Source organism: Xenorhabdus littoralis (assembly GCF_033949345.1).
GTDB classification, from domain to species: domain Bacteria; phylum Pseudomonadota; class Gammaproteobacteria; order Enterobacterales; family Enterobacteriaceae; genus Xenorhabdus; species Xenorhabdus littoralis.
In genome coordinates this window covers 76411-96549 of the sequence record NZ_VCDP01000022.1, presented here as the reverse complement: position 1 = coordinate 96549, position 20139 = coordinate 76411, and the positions used below count along the sequence as shown (strand labels likewise).

Below are 20139 nucleotides of genomic sequence, written 5' to 3'. Positions count from 1 at the left end.
ATCCACGAGAGGAAAAAACTATCAACCGATTGTGATTATTAGTGTTTTTTACTTAAATCGCAGCTTAGCCTGATCAATCGCTTTCTTCACTTGTTTCTCTGCGACCCCTCCTTTTGCCAGACGCTTATCCAGACAAGACTTCAGTGACAAAATGTCATAAACATCCACTGAAATAATCTCACTGAATTTTTGCAATTCAAACAGCGAAAGCTCTTCCAGCGCTTTACCCTTTGCAATCGCCGCGACGACAGCTTCACCAACAATGTGATGTGCTTCGCGGAACGGAACACCTTTTGCCACCAAATAATCAGCTAACTCAGTCGCATTAGCATATCCTTGCTTTGCCGCCTCTTCACAACGAGAGCGTTTCACTTGAATGCCGTCTAACACCAGCGCCGCCATATGCAGGCAATCCAGCCAAGTATCCAACGCATCAAACAAACCTTCCTTATCTTCCTGCATATCTTTATTGTAGGCGAGAGGAAGCCCTTTCAGTGTCATCATCATTCCCGCCAATGCACCCTGAACCCGGCCACATTTACCACGAATAAGCTCCAGCGCATCCGGATTTTTCTTTTGTGGCATTAAGGAAGAGCCGGACGTGACCCGATCTGACAATTCAACAAATCCAGCCTCGCCGCTGTTAAAGAAAATCAGGTCTTCCGCAAAACGCGAAAGGTGGATCATGCTGATGCTTGCATCTGACAACAGCTCCAAGACATGATCCCGATCGGAAACACTATCCAGACTATTGCGTGTTGCCGAGGTGAAGCCTAGCCATAATGCCAACTGTTCCCGATCGATATCGTAGGCTGTTCCTGCCAGCGCACCACATCCCAACGGGCTGACATCCAGCCGCTTCAGCGCATCTTGCAAACGGCTCTCATCGCGCCCCAGCATCTCAACATAGGCAAGGCACCAATGGGCAAAAGTGACAGGTTGTGCCCGCTGTAAATGGGTATAACCCGGCATCACCGCATTCTGATTATTCTCAGCAGTAATCACCAGCGCACGTTGCAACTCAACAAGTGCTTGCAGAATATGAACAATCTGATCTTTACACCATAGTTTCAGATCGGTTGCGACCTGATCATTACGGCTTCGCCCTGTATGGAGTTTTTTACCCAAATCCCCCACTTTCGTGATCAGTTGCCCTTCTACCCAGCTGTGAATATCTTCCGCATCGCTTTGTAAAATGGCCTTGGGATTGATACGCACTTCGTCCAATAGCTCGTTCAGCGCCTGTTCCAACTTGTGCTGCTCTTCGGAAGTTAATACTCCTACCGTAACCAATGCCTTTGACCATGCAACCGAGCCGATTATATCCTGCTCTGCCAGACGATAATCAAAACGCAATGAATCGTTGAATTGCTTGAACCGCTGATCGGCTTCCTGACTGAAACGTCCACCCCAAAGTGCCATAATATTGTTCCTGTTCTATGCTCTACTATTGACCATTAATTGCCAGACAATGACTTTTTGCTATTCAGTGCACGGATGCGTGAAGAAAGTGAATAGAGGCGGATAAATCCTTCAGCGTGGCTATGGTCGTAGACTTCATCCTCTCCAAACGTAGCGAATTCTTCAGAATAGAGACTATGGGCAGATTTTTTCTGCACCGCAGTCACCTGTCCTTTATAGAGTTTCAGGATAACTTCGCCGCTGACAGTGGCAGCCAGAATTTCTGCCGCCGCCTGAATTGACTGACGCAATGGAGCAAACCAACGTCCGTCATAGACAACATAAGACATTTCCAGCCCCAGTTGTTGGCGCCATTTGAAGCTATCGCGATCCAGAACCAGTTGTTCGATAGCCCGCAACGCTTCCATCATGATGGTTCCACCCGGAGTTTCATAACAACCACGGGATTTCATTCCCACCAAGCGGTTTTCCACAATATCAATCCGGCCAATACCATGCTTAGCACCCAGTTCATTCAGTTCACTGAGGCATTGATACGGCGAAAGCTCCTGACCATTCACGCCAGCAACTTCACCTTTCTCAACCGTGACTGTGACATATTCCGGTTCAGAAGGTGCATCTTCCGGCTCTGCTGTCCACACCCAACAATCTTTATTGGCGGCGTTCCATGTACTTTCCAAAACGCCACCTTCAGTCGAAATGTGCCATGCATTTTCGTCGCGGCTATAGATTTTCTCCAGTGTGGCAGTCGTGGGAATATCGCGCACTTTCAGATAATCCAGTAATGCCTCACGGGAACGCAGATCCCATTCCCGCCAAGGAGCAACCACTTTCAAATGGGGTGCCAATGCGGTATATGTGCTTTCAAATCGAACCTGATCATTACCTTTACCGGTTGCACCGTGGGCAACGGCATCCGCTCCGATTTCCAATGCCAGTTCAACCTGTGCTTTTGCGATGATTGGACGAGCCATTGAAGTGCCAAGCAAGTAGCTGCCTTCATACAGTGCGCCTGTTTTCAATACCGGATAAACATACTCTTTGGTGAACTCTTCACGCAGATCAGCAACATGGCATTCGGAAGCGCCGGAACGCAACGCTTTCTGCTCCACACCGTCCAGATCCTCACGACTTTGGCCAACATCAGCAACAAACGCTATCACTTCACAATTGCCATAATGTTCTTTCAACCACGGAATAATGGCAGATGTATCCAGACCACCTGAATATGCCAGAACGATTTTTTTAATATTTTTAGTCATAGAGATAACCTTTCTAATTACGCCAAAATTCGTGTGCCGATGGGTATACCATTAAATAACGCAATCAATTGATCCGCATACCGCCAACTCGCGATATCAACCGGTTGCCCGAGTGCTTTTGCCGCCTCCAACGCTGCATTGACTTTCACAATCATGCCGTCGGTAATAATGCCCTGTTCAATAAGTTGTTCTATTTTTTCTGCTGTTGCCTCTGAGATTTTTTGGCCTTTCCCGTCCAAAATACCGCTGACATCAGACAACAAAACCAAATCCGCATTCAGCGTCTGAGCAATAGCCGTCGCCGCTTGATCGGCATTCACATTCATCAGCTCACCGTACTCAGTGATACCAATTGAGCTGATAATCGGTATATAGCCGACATCCAACAAAATTTTCAGCAGATCCGGATTTCCTGGCTTCGCCGTTCCTGTATGACCAAACTCTTTATCAAGTTGGGAAACCTGCACAACACCACCATCTCCCAGACATAATCCAATAGCAGGCAAACGAAATTTTGTTGCCCATGCCAGCAATTTTTTGTTGGCCGTTCCTGCTAATGTGCCCGTAATAATGTCGATTTGATCTTCCGGCGTGACCCGCAGACCTTGTTTCTTCAAAATCGGTAACTGCAATTGCTGCATGAGTTCATCAACCAAGCAGCCACCACCGTGAACAATAATCAGCGGGCGTTTATGTGTTTTCCGGTAGGACTGAAATGTGGTAAATAACCGCTCCAGCGCTTCTTCACTGTCTAACAACACACCACCTAACTTGATAACTAACGGCTCCATCGGATTTATCCTCTATCGGTATTAAAATCTGTCGGAATCTTAATTTCTCAAAATTCAGCCTTTAGAAATTCAGGGCTTGGCAATTAAATCAAAGCCTGAGTTTCCTCATACCCAAAACGAATATTCATGCACTGTACGGCTTGTGCTGCTGCTCCTTTCAACAAATTATCCTCAGCTCCCACGATAATCAGATGTTGCTCCTGAATAGCAAAACCAATATCACAGAATGGTAAACCAACGACAGCTTTTAAGGACGGAACCCCGGTGCTGTATAAACGCACCAGTGGCTTATCATGATATGCCTGCTGATAGGCTTCTCTGACCTGCTCCTCAGTCACACCGGATTTTAATTTGCAGGTGATTGTGGCAAGGATGCCGCGTGAGAAATTGCCCAGATGGGGAGTGAAAATTACCTCTGTGCCTAAATGCGTAGCGATTTCAGGTTGATGACGATGATTAAAAATACCGTAAGGCTGCAAACTGACTTCACAGAAACTGTTTGTAATCGATGCTTTCCGCCCTGCGCCACTGACACCGCTGACCGCGTTGATAACAGGCCAATGCTCAGTATCCAATAAATTTTGTTCAAGCAGCGGCTTCAATGAAAGTTGGGAAACAGTGGGGTAACAGCCGGGAACTGCAATCAGCCGTGCCTGCTTGATTTTCTCTGCCTGCCATTCCGCTAACCCATACACAGCCTGCTCCAACCATGCAGAATTTTTGTGTTCAAATCCGTAGTATTTTGCATAAAATTGTGTATTTTGTACACGATAAGCGCCGGATAAATCAAACACAGTACAGCCCGCCTCCAGAAAGAGCGGGGCAATGTCATGACTGACCTCGTGGGCAGTCGCGAGGAAAACAACATCAATGCCTCTCGCCGCCTCAGCTACGTCAGTCAATGGCTGTAAGGGTAAATCAAGGATATCCTTATATTGCGGATGAAGCTCTGAGAAGCATTTCCCAGCATCTAAACTTTGAGAAGAAACCATCAAGCCGGAGAGATGGACATGGGGATGACGTTGCAGATATGCTGCTAACTCAGCTCCAGTATAGCCACTGGCACCAACTATCAGTGTATTCAACATGGGATTTATTCACCTTATAGTATTAACCCAAAGACATTATTGCATTTATATTCAATTAAGATGCATAAATATTAATACTATCATGAGAAAAGGCTGTCAACAGTGAAGATTAAATTACCGTCATTTATTGAAATATATCACCAGCTCATTGCGGCTCCCTCTATCAGCGCAACTGATGATGAACTCGATCAAAGCAACGAAGTTGTTATCCATCTGCTGGCAGAATGGTTAAAAGAAATTGGTTTCTCCATTGAAATTCAACCTGTCCCTGAAACCAGAGGAAAATTCAACCTGCTGGCGACATTAGGCAGTGGTTCGGGAGGATTATTGCTCTGTGGTCACACAGACACTGTCCCTTTTGATGCCGGACGCTGGACACAAGATCCTTTCACTCTGACCGAACGTGATGGCAAGTTATATGGGCTTGGCACGGCGGATATGAAAGGCTTTTTTGCCTTTATCATCGACGCCCTGAGAGATATCGATACCAGAAAACTATCCCATCCCCTTTATATTCTGGCGACTGCTGATGAAGAAACATCAATGGCAGGTGCGCGTTATTTTACTGCCCATGCCGCTATTCGGCCTGATTTCGCCATTATTGGCGAACCCACATCGTTACAGCCTATCCGCGCCCATAAAGGACACATTGCTCAGGCAATCCGCATTGAAGGAAAATCGGGGCATTCCAGCGATCCGGCACGAGGTGTCAATGCCATTGATCTCATGCATGAGTCCATTACTCAATTGATCGGGCTACGCAACACCTTACAAGAGCGCTATCACAATCCCGCGTTCGTCATTCCTTATCCGACCATGAATTTCGGTCATATTCACGGCGGAGATGCTGCAAACCGCATTTGTGCCTGCTGCGAACTGCATATGGATATTCGTCCCTTGCCGGGACTGACCTTGCAGGATTTGAACGGATTGCTGAATGACGCATTGGAGCCAGTGAAACAGCGTTGGCCGGGGCGTCTGAGCGTGACGGAACTCCATCCTCCGATCCCGGGTTATGAGTGTCCGACAGACCACAAACTGGTTGGTGTAATTGAAAAACTGTTGGGAACAAAAGCCGATACCGTCAATTATTGTACAGAAGCCCCCTTTATTCAGGAATTATGTCCGACATTAGTCTTGGGACCGGGATCGATTGAACAGGCGCATCAGCCCGATGAATTTCTGGATATGGCGTTTATTGAACCGACAAGACAACTGCTTTCGCAGCTGGTGGAGCATTTTTGTTTGGATGCGGGTTAGTTTTATCCTCCAAATAGGTTATCTTGGGTAACATAAATGGATTGGGAGTAACCCGGTCGGCGTTATAACTTCGGTGAGTGCATCGGGGTTTTTCGCTATTAGAGCCGCACAAAACTGAAACCCACCTTAAAAATTGAATTGGGACCGTGGTCCCAACCATAATTCAAAAAGGCGCTGTAACTACAACCGAAACACCCACATTACGATTCAACTGATGTAAAGCTAGTTCTACAGTTTCTACTTTTGATGAATGTTCAACATCGAGTAACCGATCAATTTGTGTTGGTTTCTGCCCCATTTTACGTGCCAACTCCGATTTACGGGTTCCTGTTTCAATCATAGCGTTATGTAACGCCGCTTTCATGGCGACTAAAATAGGTACATTGACAATATATTCATCCTCTTTCGGTTCACTACCGAGAGGAATAGGGCGCCGTTCCTCAATCTCTATAGCTATAGCTACCACCGCACCCTCGACAGCTTCCAAAAGTGCCTCATCCACAGAATCACCCACTGAATTCATCAAAGGTAGATCGCGACAGGATACAACATAGGCACCAGTTTGTTCATCACGCTCTAATTTAACTGGGTATTGGAACATAATTTATGTCTCATCTCGAATTCGGCTTATTTAAAGCCCTAAGTCTTTCATTATCTTCTTGCGCAAGGGTTCCGGCATTTCTTTGGAACCATGATCAGGAAAAACTGAGCGCCGACCATTTAAGCTAACTTTCTGATGACTGCCACCTCCCGGCGCTTTTTTAAATTCAGCGCCTTGCTGTAACAGCCACCTCCTGAACTCACTGTACTTCATTTGTTTCCCTCTAACCAAAACAATAAACATTAAAGTTAAATAAAACAACTAATAAGAATTAAAACAAAACATAAAAGTTTATAATGATAATGAATTTACCACATACTCAGAGTGACAGTTTGTGCGGGTGCACCACCCCAACATGAATTTCTTTCCTGATCACTTTGAATATTCCTCATTGGAAATAAGCCATTTCTCGATTGACTAAAAATCCCGCTTCGCCCATTCTGTTTAGACATCTAAACGGATAGACATGTAAACATTTAAACATCTAATTGTGAGCGGATATAACAAAAAAACTCCGCTTACTCACGAGGGCACAGGGTATGAGTTTTTTTCACGCTAATCAGCGAGAAGCGCTGAATCAGAATTTGGCTGAACTTGAAGGGCAAATTCGTGTTTCCTTTGAATTCTTTCCGCCCAGCACGACTGAGATGGAACAAACCCTGTGGAAATCTATCGATCGTTTAAGCAAGCTGAAACCCAAGTTTGTTTCTGTAACCTATGGTGCTAATTCTGGCGAGCGTAATCGTACCCATAGCATCATCAAGGGAATCAAAGAAAAAACCGGCCTTGATGCCGCGCCGCACCTGACTTGCATTGATGCCAGCCGTGAAGAATTACGCAACATTGCCCATGATTATTGGCAAAGCGGCATTCGTCATATCGTGGCATTGCGGGGTGATTTACCGGGTAACGGTTGTAAGACAGAAATGTATGGTGCTGATTTAGTAGAACTCTTAAAAAAAGAGGCAGACTTTGATATCTCTGTCGCAGCTTACCCAGAAGTGCATCCTGAAGCGAAAAGCGCGCAGTCAGATCTGATTAATTTAAAACGTAAAATTGACGCAGGCGCCAATCGTGCCATTACCCAGTTCTTTTTTGATGTGGAAAGTTATCTGCGTTTTCGCGATCGCTGCGTCGCAACGGGAATTGATGTAGAAATTGTGCCGGGGATTTTGCCTGTTTCGAACTTCCGTCAGTTACAACGATTTTCCACGATGACTAACGTCCGCATCCCAAGCTGGATGACCAGAATGTTTGAAGGGCTGGATGATGATCCGGAAAGCCGTAACTTAGTCGGTGCATCTATTGCAATGGATATGGTGAAAATTCTCAGTCGTGAAGGCGTGAAAGATTTTCATTTTTACACCCTGAACCGAGCGGAATTAAGTTATGCCATCTGCCATACATTGGGGGTTCGCCCTGTATAATTTAGCCATTGAAACCAAGAAGCCGGGCTAAATGATAGTTCGGCATTATTGGTATGTGTAGATAAGTGTCTTTTATTTATAAATATGATTAATTATCTCCCCGCCCTCCTCAGTATTCTACAAAGTAGAACAATCTTTTTATCATCGATATGTCTAATTTAGTTCCAACGTAGGTAATTCAACTCTTGTACCTGCTTTCTTCCAAAGAACATTATGCCATTTATTAAATCATAAGAATCTTTTACTCAAATTCACCAAGTTAATGAAATTTATTTTATTTCAAATAGTTATAATGATAAATTTCATACCAATCATTCTAATAAAGAAAAATAATCACTGTTTAAAGGAATTATAATGAAAAAACCATTTAGTATTTGGGTAATGTTAATTATGTTTTTCATTATGTCACTCGATCATTTTACCGGCATAATGAAATCACTTGTTTCTGCCACAAAATTCCTCACTGAATTCGGATTAACATCTGAAATTTATTATTCCATAGCTTATATGATAATTAAAATTGCTATCTTTATCATACTATCCTCAGGATTTTCAGCAGCTTTATCGCCAAAGAAAAATGCTAAAAAAGTACTTTTATTCGCGTGGATAGTATTCATATTAGCATTTCTTTTTAGACAATATGGAGCATTCAATGAAACCAGTGATATATACCTTAAATATGAAAACGAGGCTGAACAGGGAGGTGCTATAATTGGTTTCATAATTCAATTTACTCTCTTTTTAATTGTATTATTAAATCTTATTTTTTCAAAGAAAATCGCAAATTACCTTAAAGAAAAATACAATAACAACAATAAAGCTAAAACCACGCTTGATAATGAGAAAATCCCATTGAAAAAGTGAGTTCTATACCAATTTAACTTCAAGATGCTGGTTTACTATGATTAATTATCGTTTTAAATCAATGCAATATGAGTTATGCATCATGCATCTTGAAGTAAGGTGAGTATAAAGTTTAAAAACTAAAATGGCAGCTTTCCAAGTAGCATGGAGAATGTCATGATCTGCCGTGTACCGAAACGTTCAGCCAGCCAACTACTGATAGGAATGATCAGTGTTAAGCCCAAAATATAACTGTTTGCGACCCAAGAAACGTAAGATTCAGACACCGTCATTTGCTTGGCAATATCTGGCAGCGCAATAGCCGACATAAAAATATTGACGCAGTCTATAAAGAAACCAAGTAAAAATATCAATGCTATACGATAGCGATAAGTCATTGTTTTTCCTCCGTTGAAGAAGTTTAAGTTCTGTTGACTCATCGCGTCTATCAATCTATTTTAAACACTTAATTTCATTAAATTTGACAATTAAAATGCAGCCTCACCTTAATCGAATACAGACTTTTCTCGCTGTAGTAGAATGCGGTTCTTTTACCCGCGCAGCAGAACGCCTTTTCATCAGTAAAGCCGTCGCCAGTATTCATGTGAAAGCACTTGAAGAGGCGTTAAACGTGCCATTATTGATACGCAATACACGTGGTCTTGCGTTAACCGAAGCGGGAAAAGCGTTTTATCAGGACTTTAAGGCTATATTTGATAATATTCAAAATGCTTTTGATAATATGGCTGAACGACATTATTCATTAGCAGGTAGGTTACGTATTACTTCTACAACCGAGTTTGGTGAAAAATTTCTTCTCCCTCTAATTAGCCAATTCTGCGCAATTTATCCTCGGCTTGAAGTCAGCTATTTTGCTGATTCTACTTTGAATAATTTAATTACCGAGAAGATTGATCTGGCTATTCGGCTGGGGACCCTCAGTGATTCTGCCCTGAAAAGTCGGCGATTAGCCAGTTTTGGTATAAAACTGGTGGCCGCTCCGGCTTGGCTTGAACAAAATCCAATAATCACACCAAGAGATCTGAATAATGTAAATTGGATTGCAAACAGTAATTTAAATAGCCCAACACAATGGGAGCTTAAACATCCTACCGCGCCAGCCCTGAATATCCGGGGTAAAGCCAAATACACATCTAATACATCCTCAGCAATACGTTCTCTGGTAATGTCAGCTCTTGGAATTGCAGTTTTACCTGAATGGATAATCGCTAGCGATCTGGAATCCGGTGATTTAGTTGAATTGTTTCCCGAATATAAGTTACCGCGACAAGATGTCACCGTCATATTTCCCAATAACACTCAACTTCAACATAAAAGCCGAACAGTTCCCTATTCGGCTTTTATTATTTTGAAATATGCAAAAACCAAAACTAGCCCGTATTGCGCATACCTGCCGCAACGCCCGCAATCGTCACCATCAGAGCCTGTTCAAGATGAGGCTCAAGGTTTTCCTGCTGACGGGAACGCTGCAACAATTCCGCCTGTAGTACGTTCAACGGGTCGGTATATACGTTACGTAATGCGATAGATTCCGCAATCCACGGCAAATCCGCCATCAGTTGTTCATCCTGCGAGATTGTCAGTACCGTTTTGATATCTTCCGCGAGCTGGTTGCGCAGTTTTAACCCCAGCGGCCAGAGTTTCGGCTCCACTAAACGCTGATCGTAATATTCCGCCAGCCATAAATCTGCTTTGGCAAATACCATCTCCAACATGGCAATACGCGTGTTGAAGAATGGCCAGTCGCGGCACATATCGGTTAATACTGGCAATTTATCTGCATCGATCACCTGTTGCAGCGCCGCACCCGCGCCCAGCCATGCCGGTAACATCAGACGGTTTTGCGTCCATGCAAATATCCACGGGATCGCTCGCAGGCTTTCGACCCCGCCCGTTGGACGGCGTTTAGCGGGTCGCGAACCCAGCGGCAATTTTGCCAATTCTTGTTCTGGCGTCGCGGCCCGGAAGTAAGGCACAAATTCTGGTTGTTCACGGACATAATCACGATACATGTCGCAGGAAACATCCGAGAGTGTATCCATGACCTGATGCCATTCTGGTTTCGGCTCCGGCGGAGGCAATAAGTTTGCTTCCAGAATCGCACTGGCATACAACGCCAAGCTGCTGATCGTCACCTGTGGCAAGCCAAATTTGAAACGGATCATTTCCCCTTGTTCCGTTACACGCAATCCCCCTTTCAGGCTGCCCGGTGGTTGGGAGAGCAGAGCAGAGTGCGCAGGTGCCCCACCGCGACCAATCGTGCCGCCACGCCCGTGGAACAGAGTCAGTGTCACACCTTCTTGTTCACACACTTTAATCAAGGCATCCTGCGCCCGATATTGTGCCCAAGACGCAGCCATCACACCCGCATCTTTAGCTGAATCGGAATAACCAATCATCACCATCTGTTTGTCCTGAATCAGATCGCGATACCATTCAATCCCCAACAGTTGCCTGATTACACTTTCTGCATTATTCAGGTCATCAAGGGTTTCGAACAGTGGGGCAACTGGCAATGATAAGGAGCATCCCGCTTCTTTCAGCAATAATTTCACGGCCAGCACGTCAGAAGGCACTTTCGCCATGGAGATAACATAAGCTGCAATCGCATCTTGGGGAGATTCGGCAATCACTTTACAGGTTTCGAAAACTTCCTGGGTTTCTGCGCTTGGCTGCCAGTTACGCGGAGTAAGCGGGCGTTTTGAGTTCAATTCACTTAGCAGGAATGCCTGTTTAGCGGCTTCGGGCCAACTTGCATAATCACCCATTTCCAGATACTGAGTCAGTTCTGCAATCGCATCAGTATGGCGGGTGCTTTCCTGACGAATATCGATACGCACCAACGACAGGCCAAAACAATGGATACGACGCAAAGTATCGAGCAATTGTCCGTTCGCGATAATTTCCATACCGCAGAGTTTCAGCGATTGGTAGCAGGCGTACAACGGTTGCCATAACTGTTCGTTATGGAGCAGCAAATCCGCAGGTGGCAGAACTTGTTCACCTTTGAGCCGTTTCTCCAGATAGGCCAGCGTGTGACTTAATTGCGTCCGCAATTGCTTGGCTATTTCACGGTAAGGTTCCAGAACATGTTCACCACCCGCTATCTGGCGCAGTTCAGGTGTACATTCCGACATTGAGAGTTCAGAAACCAAAATCTGAATATCTTTCAGGAACAGGTCAGCGGCCTTCCAGCGGCTGAGCAACAAGACATGACGGGTAATTTCAGCAGTAACGTTAGGGTTTCCATCGCGATCCCCACCCATCCAAGAGGTAAAGCGAATCGGCACGGCCTCCACTGGCAAGCTATAGCCTATTGATTCTTCCAGTTGTTCATTGAATTCACGCAGGAATGCCGGTACACCTTCCCACAAACTATTTTCGACAACGGCGAAACCCCACTTAGCTTCATCAATTGGGGTTGGACGAATTTTACGGATTTCATCGGTATGCCATGATTGAGCAATCAACTGGCGTAAACGGCGCATAATATTATTGCGTTCATAATCCGCCAAATCGTCATGATCCAGTTGCGCTAAGCAGCCATTAACTTCGACCAATTTATGGATCAGAGTACGGCGGGCAATTTCTGTTGGATGTGCCGTCAGAACCAATTCAATCGCCAACTCACTCACTGCTTTAACCAAATCATCGTTACTGAATTGTTGGTCTTTGAGGCGATCGAATAACGCCGCCAGCGCTACCGGATTGCTTGCGGCTTCACCGTGCGGTGAAATACTGTGATATTGTTCCGCCACGTTAGCCAGATTTAAAAACTGATTAAACGCACGAGCGACGGGCAGCAATTCATCATTGGATAAATTTTCCAGTGTTGATAAAAGCTGTTGACGGTGGACTTCGTTACCTGCGCGGGATGATTTGGATAGCTTCCTGATCGTTTCAACTTTATCAAGAATATCTTCTCCCAAAGCCTCTTTGATAGTGTCGCCCAGCAACTTACCGAGCATACTGACATTACTTCGCATTGCGGAATATTGTTGATTCATATGGTTCCTGGCCTTGTGTTGCTGTATGTCACCCATTTCGCCAGATAATCGGCTAAATTGGCATTTACCCTGTTTTAGTCAAGATTAGAGAATGTTCTTTTGTTTATCTCTTACACTCTATTCATATCAGAAAACAAACAATTTGGGCGGATTTTATGAAATTTAATAAGAATTACTTTTTTATAAGATAATCCGGCTGATTGCCTTGCTTGTACCCAATAAAAAGAATAATAAGGCGTTTTTGATGTGCTCAATGAAGGTGGTGGCAGGGATGATTAATCAAATCCCTGCCAAAATCTACGTTTAAAAAATCTGGTTTAAAAAAATGACTGGCTTACAGAAGCTGTGACAAACGATTCAAATCCGATTGGATTGCACCCGCAGTAACATCTCGTCCAGCTCCCGGCCCACGGATCACCAATGGGTTGTCACGATACCAGCGGCTTTCTATCGCAAATACATTATCTCCGGGCAGCAATGAAGCCAGCGGATGATCACTGCGTACCGCTTCCACGCCCACTTTCGCTTTGCCACTCGCATCAAAACGCGCGACATACCGAAGTACCATTCCCATTTCTCGGGCTGCTTCCAAGCGTTGGAGCATTTGTGCATTGATAGCGGTGCTGTTTTCAAAGAATTCTTCAATAGATCCCATGCGAGCCTCTTCCGGCACCAGTGATTCAACGCGCACTTGATCAGGTTCGACTTCATAGCCCGCTTCGCGAGCCAAAATAATCAACTTACGCATCACATCCTGACCGGAAAGATCAATGCGGGGATCAGGTTCCGTCAATCCTTGCTGCCATGCTTGCTCCACTAAGTCACTGAAAGGCACTGAACCATCAAATTGCAGGAACAACCATGATAACGTCCCGGAAAAAATGCCGCTGATGGACAGGATAGTGTCCCCGCTTTCCCGCAAATCCCTGACAGAATAGTTAATCGGCAATCCCGCCCCGACCGTGGCGTTATATAACCAATGGCGTCCTGTTTTTGCAAAAGCATCGCGGATCATGCGGTATGTATTGCTGTCAGAAGAACCTGCGACTTTATTGGCACTGATCACGTGGAAGCCATAGCTGGCAAAATAGACATACTCCTTGGCCATTTCTTCACTTGCCGTCACATCAAGCACGACCAAATCATCATAAGGGTGAGAGCGCATCCATAAAAACAGTGCATCATCTTCATGTTCAACCGCTTCATCATCAAAGAAAGCCAGTGCCCGACTGGCATCAATGCCCTGATAATTCAGCAGACTCCGGCGACTATCTACAATGCCTGCCAGAAGAAATTCAAAATCACTGCGAGCGGAAATGTTTTTCTGTTCCCGAGCAAACAGCTCCAACCAACGCGAACCAATATTCCCCTTACCAAACAAGACCAAACCAATCCGTTTTTCTGCCCGGAACAGGCTTTGGTGCAATCCCTGAATCACATGTGAAGTTTGGTTCAGGCGCAGCACAGCAACAAGACTGATGCCATCTTCTGCATGCCAGATAAATTCGACCGGCTGATCTTTGAGTTGCTGATAGAAACGATGGCTATGCAACGGATTTTTGCACACACCCGCGCCCACCAGCGCCACCAGCGATAATCCTTCACGCAAAGAAAGTTTTCCGGGTAAGGAAGCATCTTGCAATACATCAAGTACGCTATTCACAACTTCAGAGGTATAGCAAAGCTGGATCAAGTTGCAGTCCGTATGCAATCCTGTCGCCAGTGGCCGGATTTGAGCGCGTTTCAGCAACGAATCAATATCCTTGTAAATTTGCTTGAAGTCATGAGCGGAAGAAACGTGCAATTCAATTAAGCAAACATCATCATGGCTGGTAACGATCTTCGCTCCCATGCCCGTCGCCAGAACCCGCTCAATACGGGTAGAGCCTTGCTCGGGCTGGTAACTGCAACGCAATTGCAGATCAATATCGCTGATGGAAACAGGCTGTAATGTACGGGTATGAAGTACAGGTGCCGCCAGACGTGCTAATTCACTGGCTTCATCCAAACGCAGCAGCGGCAGCAGGCAGGCATCTTTTACTTTTCGCGGATCGGCGCTGTAAACACCCGCCACATCACTCCAAATCGTGACTTTTTTGGTTCCGGCTAATGCACCAACCTGGGTGGCTGAGTAGTCGCTGCCATTACGTCCCAATAGCACGGTTTCGCCATTTTGATTGCTGGAAATAAAACCGGTGACAACCAAACGTTTATGGGAATTTTGGCTCAATAATGGGCTGAGCAAAGGTTGAGATAAGCTGACATCAACCTGCGGCTGAACAGCGCGCTCTGCCCGCAGAAACTGACGAGCGTCCAGCCATTCACTGGGAATGCCCTGATGCTCAAGCACGGCGGCCATCAAACGTGCAGACCAGATCTCACCATGACCGACAACTTCTGCGTAGGTAATATCTGTAACAGGTTTATCCAACAACACACTCAATCTTTCCAGATCAGCGATAAACTTTGCGACCAGTTCTTCTGCGACAATTTCAGGCAATAGTCCATAGATCAATTCTTGCTGATAACGCCGCAGCGATTGTTGGACTTGATGCGCAGATATGCGGTCAATTTGGCTCAATTTAAGCCAATCAATAAGCTGATTGGTTGTGCTCCCTGCTGCCGATACCACCATCAAATCACCCGGCTGGCTATAATTAGCCATAATGTCCGCAACCCGCTGATAACATTTCACATCAGCCAAGCTGCTGCCGCCAAATTTATGTAATTGGCGGCCAGATTCCGCCCCCGCTGTTGCCAGTGCACTCATGATTAATGATTACCTCGTTGTCGCTGCCTGAAACGCGTTGTCCAAATCAGCAATTAAATCCTGACTATCTTCAATTCCTACAGAGACACGAAGAAGCAAATCCGTAATCCCTGCCTGAGCCCTTGCTTCTGCCGACATTCCCGCGTGTGTCATTGTTGCGGTATGAGAAATCAACGATTCCACACCACCGAGAGATTCAGCCAGAGTAAATAATTTTAACGCAGATAAAAAGCGACGCATGGTCTGTTCATCGCCATCCAGTTCAAAACTTAACATCGCCCCGAATCCCTTTTGCTGTTTAACGGCAATTTCATGCCCGGCATGATCCTTCAACGCAGGATAATAGAGCTTTTTCACTTGTGGTTGCTGTTGCAGGTAATCCGCAATAACCGCAGCATTGTTTTGTTGAAGCAATACACGGGCAGATAAAGTACGTATCCCTCGCAGTAGCAGGTAGCTGTCGAAAGCAGCACCGGTCACGCCAATATTGTTCGCCCACCATGCCAACTCTTCTGCAATCGCCGGATCTTTAGCGATAACCGCTCCTGCAATCAGATCTGAGTGTCCATTCAAATACTTCGTGCAGGAATGAACAACTAAATCCGCCCCCAAATCCAATGGCTTTTGCAGTACGGGACTGAGGAAAGTGTTATCCACAATAGCCAACGCCCCAACGTCATGCGCTAACCCACAAATGTGTTGAATATCGACTATCCGTAGCAAAGGATTACTGGGTGTTTCTATCAGCACCAGTTTGGGCTTTTGTGCCAGCGCCTGTTTCAGAGCCTGTTCATCTGCCTGATCAACAAAAATGACATTGTATGCACCGCGCTTGCTCAGACTATCAAACAGGCGGTAACTACCGCCGTAACAGTCATGGGGAGCTATCAATAGATCCCCTGGTTTCAGGAACACAGTGCATAACAGATGGATGGCTGACATACCACTGCTGGTCAGAACCGCCCCGGCACCGCCTTCCAATTCTGCCAGAACCTGTTGGACAACATCACGGCTGGGATTGCCACGTCGCGAGTAGTCGTGCGTTCTCGGTTCATTAAAACCAGTAAAGTTATATGTGCTGGAAAGATAAATAGGCGGCACTACACAACCATATTGTTCATCGATATTTGAACCACTCTGAACCGCGACTGTCGCTTGCTTACATTCCATAACCTTTACCCGTCATCGTTATTATTAGTGTCATGCAAGAATAACGATCAGACAGATGGACGTCAATACATCTAGACATCCAAAGCGCCTTACGGTTTAATACTGTCATTTGATATTATCGTTTGATACAAAATCGTTTGATACAAAATCGTTTAATACAAAAATTGAGCAGCGACTCCCATGGCCTATATTGCCTTTGGTTATATTTTATAAATTCATGCGATTGGGGCGATATAGTCGATAGGGGAATTATGCTAGACTAGCGTATAACCGATATGAAAACAGATCAGAAATATCCTCCGATTTCTGATTACAGTTACTTGATTTAAAAACTATTTAAGGTATCTCATGGCTGAGTGGAATGGTGAGTATGTCAGCCCTTATGCTGAACATGGCAAAAAAAGCGAACAGGTCAAAAAAATTACGGTTTCAATTCCGTTAAAGGTATTGAAAATCCTGACTGATGAACGCACTCGTCGTCAGGTGAACAATCTGCGTCATGCAACAAATAGCGAATTGCTGTGTGAGGCGTTTCTCCATGCGTTCACTGGACAACCTTTGCCTAATGACAATGATTTACGCAAAGAGCGTCATGATGAAATCCCGGAAGCAGCGAAAGTCATGATGCGTGAGCTCGGCATTGATCCTGAAACTTGGGAATATTGATACAACAAAAACGCCCGATGCAAAACATCGGGCGTTTTTGTTTTCACAACTATCTTGCCCGTATTAACTATCTTGCCCGTATTAACTACAGGCAAGAAAAAGTCATTACTTCTTAGCACCAAGAACGCTGAAACGTTTGTTAAAGCGATCAACACGACCACCGGTCGCAACATCACGCTGCTTACCAGTATAGAACGGATGGCATTCGCCACAAACGTCCAGGTTCAGTGCGTGATTTACGGTGGATTTGATTTTCATTACATTACCGCAAGAACAAGATGCAGTAATTTCTTCGTATTTAGGATGGATACCTGCTTTCATGGGAAAACCTCTGTTAAGGCCGTGTCGCCATCCAGCCCTATTGCCGCCAGACACCACACGTCGTGTTGATTAAAATAAGTATCGGTAATTTCTATACCAAAGGCGGCGGATCATACAGAATATCGGTTTATTGCGCAATGATATCTGCTAATTTGCTATGATATCCTTGTATCACGATGTGTTCTTTTATGTATTCTTTTATCTGGTCATTAATCATCCGGAAATAACCTTATGACAGTTGTTCAGGTTGTGTTACCTGTCCCCTTAACCCGCGCTTTTGATTATCTATTACCCTCAGAATTACCCTTGCCAGCCATTGGTGTTCGGGTACTGATGCCATTTGGTAAACGTAATGCAATTGGTATCGTAACGGGTATCGCAGACAGCAGCGAATTCCCCCTTGAACAACTCAAGTCTATTTCCGCCATTCTGGATACCCAACCACTTTTTCCTGACGATCTCTGGCAATTGCTTCTGTGGTCAGCCAATTATTATCACTATCCGTTGGGCGAGGTTTTATTTCATGCCATGCCTGTTTTGCTGCGACAGGGGAAAGCAGCAGAGTTCTCTCCACTCTGGCAATGGCAAGTCACGGATGCAGGGCAAGAATTTCCGCTTGGGCAACTACGTTCTGCCAAACAAAAGCAGGCTTTGGCTGCCTTGCACCAGAAACCCATTTACCGCCACCAAGTCTCGGAATTGGAGCTAAGTGACAGCGCATTAAAATCACTGAAGAAGAAAGCATTGATCGACCTGCACCCAATACAACCGGAAGCAGAAGATTGGCATACACATTTTAAAATCATCGGCGAGCGGTTACAACTCAATACAGAACAAGCTACTGCGGTAGGTGCCATCCGCGCAGAAGATCAAACTTTTTCTCCCTGGTTACTTGCGGGAATCACGGGTTCAGGCAAAACGGAAGTGTATCTCAGCGTACTGGAAAACATTCTTGAACAGGGTAAACAAGCACTGATTTTAGTCCCTGAAATCGGTTTAACCCCACAAACTATCCGCCGATTCAGGGAGCGCTTCAATGCGCCTGTTGATGTTCTTCATTCAGCCTTAAATGACAGCGAACGGCTGGCAGTTTGGCTGCGGGCTAAACGGGGAGAAAATGCCATCGTTATCGGAACACGCTCTGCCTTGTTTACGCCCTTTGCTCATCTGGGGGTTATCATTATCGATGAAGAACATGATAGCTCTTACAAACAACAGGAAGGCTGGCGTTATCACGCCCGTGATCTGGCGGTATTCCGGGCAAAAAAAGAAAGTATCCCGATCATTATGGGAACAGCTACCCCCGCTCTGGAAACGTTGTACAACGTACAACAGGAAAAATATCGCCAACTAACCTTAACCAAACGAGCGGGTCACGCTCAGCCTGCAACACAGCATTTACTGGATTTGAAAGGCTTGCCATTAACAGTCGGATTATCACAACCGCTCATCAACCGCATTGGCGAACACCTGAAGGCTGATAATCAGGTCATTCTGTTCCTGAACCGCCGTGGTTATTCCCCCGCCCTGCTCTGCCATGAGTGTGGCTGGATAGCAGAATGCCAGCGTTGTGAGCACTATTACACCCTGCACCAAAACCATCGTCATTTACGTTGTCATCATTGTGATAGCCAACGCCCCATTCCACGCCAGTGCCCACAATGCGGCTCCACTAACTTAATACCCGTCGGTCTGGGCACTGAGCAGCTTGAAGATGGTATTACAAGACTGTTTCCGCATATTCCTGTCACTCGTATCGATCGCGATACCACCAGTCGCAAAGGTGCTCTGGAACAACAATTAGCTGAAATCCATCAGGGCGGGGCCCGCATTTTGATTGGCACCCAAATGTTGGCGAAAGGTCATCATTTCCCTGATGTTACGCTGGTCGCTTTGCTTGATGTCGATGGTGCCCTATTTTCTGCCGATTTCCGGGCAGCAGAACGTTTCGCGCAATTATATACACAAGTCTCAGGCCGGGCAGGACGAGCGGGTAAACGGGGAGAAGTTCTCCTTCAGACCCACCACCCTGAGCATCCCCTTTTGCAGATATTACTGGAGAAAGGCTACGATGCCTTTGCTCAACAAGCGATGGAAGAGCGGCACCAAGTACATCTGCCACCTTTTGCCAGTCATATCCTGCTGCGTTCAGAAGATCACGATAATCAGCAAGCTCCCGCATTTTTGCAGCAAATGCGCCAACTGTTTGAACATCATCAGCAACATAACGAACATTTATGGCTCATGGGGCCAGTACCGGCATTACAGGCCAAACGGAGTGGCCGTTATCGCTGGCAATTGATGATCCAACACCCTTCACGCATTTTTCTCCAGAAAATGATGACGGAGATCTATCCGCAAATCACCGCATTGCCACAAGCAAGGAAAGTGAAATGGAACATTGACGTTGATCCTACCGAAAGCTGATAACAGTAAAGTGCTAACCAATAACAGAAATAGAGACAATTATTTCCTCAATTTGCGAAGTAT

Annotated in this window: 15 protein-coding genes and 2 pseudogenes; 6 read left to right on the top strand and 11 right to left on the bottom strand. The window is 45.5% G+C overall.

Features of this window, described 5'->3' with window-relative positions; all coding sequences use genetic code 11:
* Positions 1–48 precede the first annotated feature (48 nt).
* The 4 genes from argH to argC all read right to left on the bottom strand — a co-directional run bounded on the left by argH (position 49) and on the right by argC (position 4563).
* On the bottom strand, positions 49–1422 hold the full coding sequence (argH, locus tag FE394_RS06780) for an argininosuccinate lyase (protein WP_319925638.1): 1374 nt from the start codon (positions 1420–1422) through the stop codon (positions 49–51).
* A gap of 35 nt (positions 1423–1457) precedes the next feature.
* Positions 1458–2684, bottom strand: coding sequence for an argininosuccinate synthase (locus tag FE394_RS06775; protein ID WP_319925637.1), 1227 nt, complete (start codon positions 2682–2684; stop codon positions 1458–1460).
* Between the two features lie 17 nt (positions 2685–2701).
* On the bottom strand, positions 2702–3475 hold the full coding sequence (argB, locus tag FE394_RS06770) for an acetylglutamate kinase (RefSeq protein WP_319925636.1): 774 nt from the start codon (positions 3473–3475) through the stop codon (positions 2702–2704).
* A gap of 83 nt (positions 3476–3558) precedes the next feature.
* Complete coding sequence (gene argC / locus FE394_RS06765; protein WP_319925635.1) at positions 3559–4563, bottom strand: N-acetyl-gamma-glutamyl-phosphate reductase; 1005 nt, start codon at positions 4561–4563, stop codon at positions 3559–3561.
* Positions 4564–4665: 102 nt separating this feature from the next.
* Between argC and argE the strand changes: the two genes are divergently transcribed.
* Positions 4666–5823, top strand: coding sequence for an acetylornithine deacetylase (argE, locus tag FE394_RS06760; protein ID WP_319925634.1), 1158 nt, complete (start codon positions 4666–4668; stop codon positions 5821–5823).
* Between the two features lie 163 nt (positions 5824–5986).
* On the opposite strand, the gene FE394_RS06755 is transcribed toward argE, so the two are convergent.
* Both FE394_RS06755 and FE394_RS06750 read right to left on the bottom strand, forming a co-directional pair.
* Positions 5987–6424 (bottom strand): type II toxin-antitoxin system HicB family antitoxin, encoded by a 438-nt coding sequence (locus FE394_RS06755; RefSeq protein ID WP_319925633.1) that lies wholly within the window; start codon positions 6422–6424, stop codon positions 5987–5989.
* A gap of 30 nt (positions 6425–6454) precedes the next feature.
* Complete coding sequence (locus FE394_RS06750; protein ID WP_319925632.1) at positions 6455–6637, bottom strand: type II toxin-antitoxin system HicA family toxin; 183 nt, start codon at positions 6635–6637, stop codon at positions 6455–6457.
* Positions 6638–6963: 326 nt separating this feature from the next.
* Between FE394_RS06750 and metF the strand changes: the two genes are divergently transcribed.
* Both metF and FE394_RS06740 read left to right on the top strand, forming a co-directional pair.
* Positions 6964–7851 carry a methylenetetrahydrofolate reductase gene (gene metF / locus FE394_RS06745; RefSeq protein WP_319925631.1) on the top strand — a complete coding sequence of 296 codons (888 nt, stop codon included), beginning with the start codon at positions 6964–6966 and terminating at the stop codon, positions 7849–7851.
* 354 nt (positions 7852–8205) lie between these two features.
* Positions 8206–8715, top strand: coding sequence for a hypothetical protein (locus FE394_RS06740; protein ID WP_319925630.1), 510 nt, complete (start codon positions 8206–8208; stop codon positions 8713–8715).
* A gap of 137 nt (positions 8716–8852) precedes the next feature.
* Here FE394_RS06740 and FE394_RS06735 read toward each other — a convergent pair.
* Positions 8853–9092 (bottom strand): annotated as a pseudogene (locus tag FE394_RS06735) (MFS transporter); the annotation flags it as partial.
* A gap of 95 nt (positions 9093–9187) precedes the next feature.
* Here FE394_RS06735 and FE394_RS06730 point away from each other — a divergent pair.
* Positions 9188–10024: pseudogene (locus FE394_RS06730) on the top strand (LysR family transcriptional regulator); the annotation flags it as partial.
* A gap of 61 nt (positions 10025–10085) precedes the next feature.
* Here FE394_RS06730 and ppc read toward each other — a convergent pair.
* The 3 genes from ppc to metB all read right to left on the bottom strand — a co-directional run bounded on the left by ppc (position 10086) and on the right by metB (position 16662).
* Positions 10086–12722 (bottom strand): phosphoenolpyruvate carboxylase, encoded by a 2637-nt coding sequence (gene ppc, locus FE394_RS06725; protein WP_319925629.1) that lies wholly within the window; start codon positions 12720–12722, stop codon positions 10086–10088.
* Between the two features lie 334 nt (positions 12723–13056).
* Positions 13057–15492: a bifunctional aspartate kinase/homoserine dehydrogenase II gene (locus FE394_RS06720; protein ID WP_319925628.1), complete on the bottom strand. Its 2436-nt coding sequence runs from the start codon at positions 15490–15492 to the stop codon at positions 13057–13059.
* Positions 15493–15501: 9 nt separating this feature from the next.
* Complete coding sequence (gene metB, locus FE394_RS06715; RefSeq protein WP_319925627.1) at positions 15502–16662, bottom strand: cystathionine gamma-synthase; 1161 nt, start codon at positions 16660–16662, stop codon at positions 15502–15504.
* A 348-nt stretch (positions 16663–17010) separates the two neighbouring features.
* Here metB and metJ point away from each other — a divergent pair, with 348 nt between their 5' ends.
* A complete protein-coding gene (metJ, locus tag FE394_RS06710; RefSeq protein ID WP_319925626.1) occupies positions 17011–17328 on the top strand; it encodes a met regulon transcriptional regulator MetJ in 318 nt (105 codons plus the stop codon).
* A gap of 105 nt (positions 17329–17433) precedes the next feature.
* Here the strand turns inward: metJ and rpmE are convergent, their stop codons facing one another.
* Positions 17434–17649 carry a 50S ribosomal protein L31 gene (rpmE, locus tag FE394_RS06705; protein WP_319925625.1) on the bottom strand — a complete coding sequence of 72 codons (216 nt, stop codon included), beginning with the start codon at positions 17647–17649 and terminating at the stop codon, positions 17434–17436.
* Between the two features lie 231 nt (positions 17650–17880).
* Between rpmE and priA the strand changes: the two genes are divergently transcribed.
* Positions 17881–20076, top strand: coding sequence for a primosomal protein N' (gene priA / locus FE394_RS06700; protein WP_319925624.1), 2196 nt, complete (start codon positions 17881–17883; stop codon positions 20074–20076).
* Positions 20077–20139 lie beyond the last annotated feature (63 nt).

Coding starts and splice junctions, on each gene's coding strand:
- argH (WP_319925638.1), bottom strand. CDS start 1,422: ATGGCACTTTGGGGTGGACGTTTCAGTCAGGAAGCCGATCAGCGGTTC.
- FE394_RS06775 (WP_319925637.1), bottom strand. CDS start 2,684: ATGACTAAAAATATTAAAAAAATCGTTCTGGCATATTCAGGTGGTCTG.
- argB (WP_319925636.1), bottom strand. CDS start 3,475: ATGGAGCCGTTAGTTATCAAGTTAGGTGGTGTGTTGTTAGACAGTGAA.
- argC (WP_319925635.1), bottom strand. CDS start 4,563: ATGTTGAATACACTGATAGTTGGTGCCAGTGGCTATACTGGAGCTGAG.
- FE394_RS06755 (WP_319925633.1), bottom strand. CDS start 6,424: ATGTTCCAATACCCAGTTAAATTAGAGCGTGATGAACAAACTGGTGCC.
- FE394_RS06750 (WP_319925632.1), bottom strand. CDS start 6,637: ATGAAGTACAGTGAGTTCAGGAGGTGGCTGTTACAGCAAGGCGCTGAA.
- metF (WP_319925631.1), top strand. CDS start 6,964: ATGAGTTTTTTTCACGCTAATCAGCGAGAAGCGCTGAATCAGAATTTG.
- FE394_RS06740 (WP_319925630.1), top strand. CDS start 8,206: ATGAAAAAACCATTTAGTATTTGGGTAATGTTAATTATGTTTTTCATT.
- ppc (WP_319925629.1), bottom strand. CDS start 12,722: ATGAATCAACAATATTCCGCAATGCGAAGTAATGTCAGTATGCTCGGT.
- FE394_RS06720 (WP_319925628.1), bottom strand. CDS start 15,492: ATGAGTGCACTGGCAACAGCGGGGGCGGAATCTGGCCGCCAATTACAT.
- metB (WP_319925627.1), bottom strand. CDS start 16,662: ATGGAATGTAAGCAAGCGACAGTCGCGGTTCAGAGTGGTTCAAATATC.
- metJ (WP_319925626.1), top strand. CDS start 17,011: ATGGCTGAGTGGAATGGTGAGTATGTCAGCCCTTATGCTGAACATGGC.
- rpmE (WP_319925625.1), bottom strand. CDS start 17,649: ATGAAAGCAGGTATCCATCCTAAATACGAAGAAATTACTGCATCTTGT.
- priA (WP_319925624.1), top strand. CDS start 17,881: ATGACAGTTGTTCAGGTTGTGTTACCTGTCCCCTTAACCCGCGCTTTT.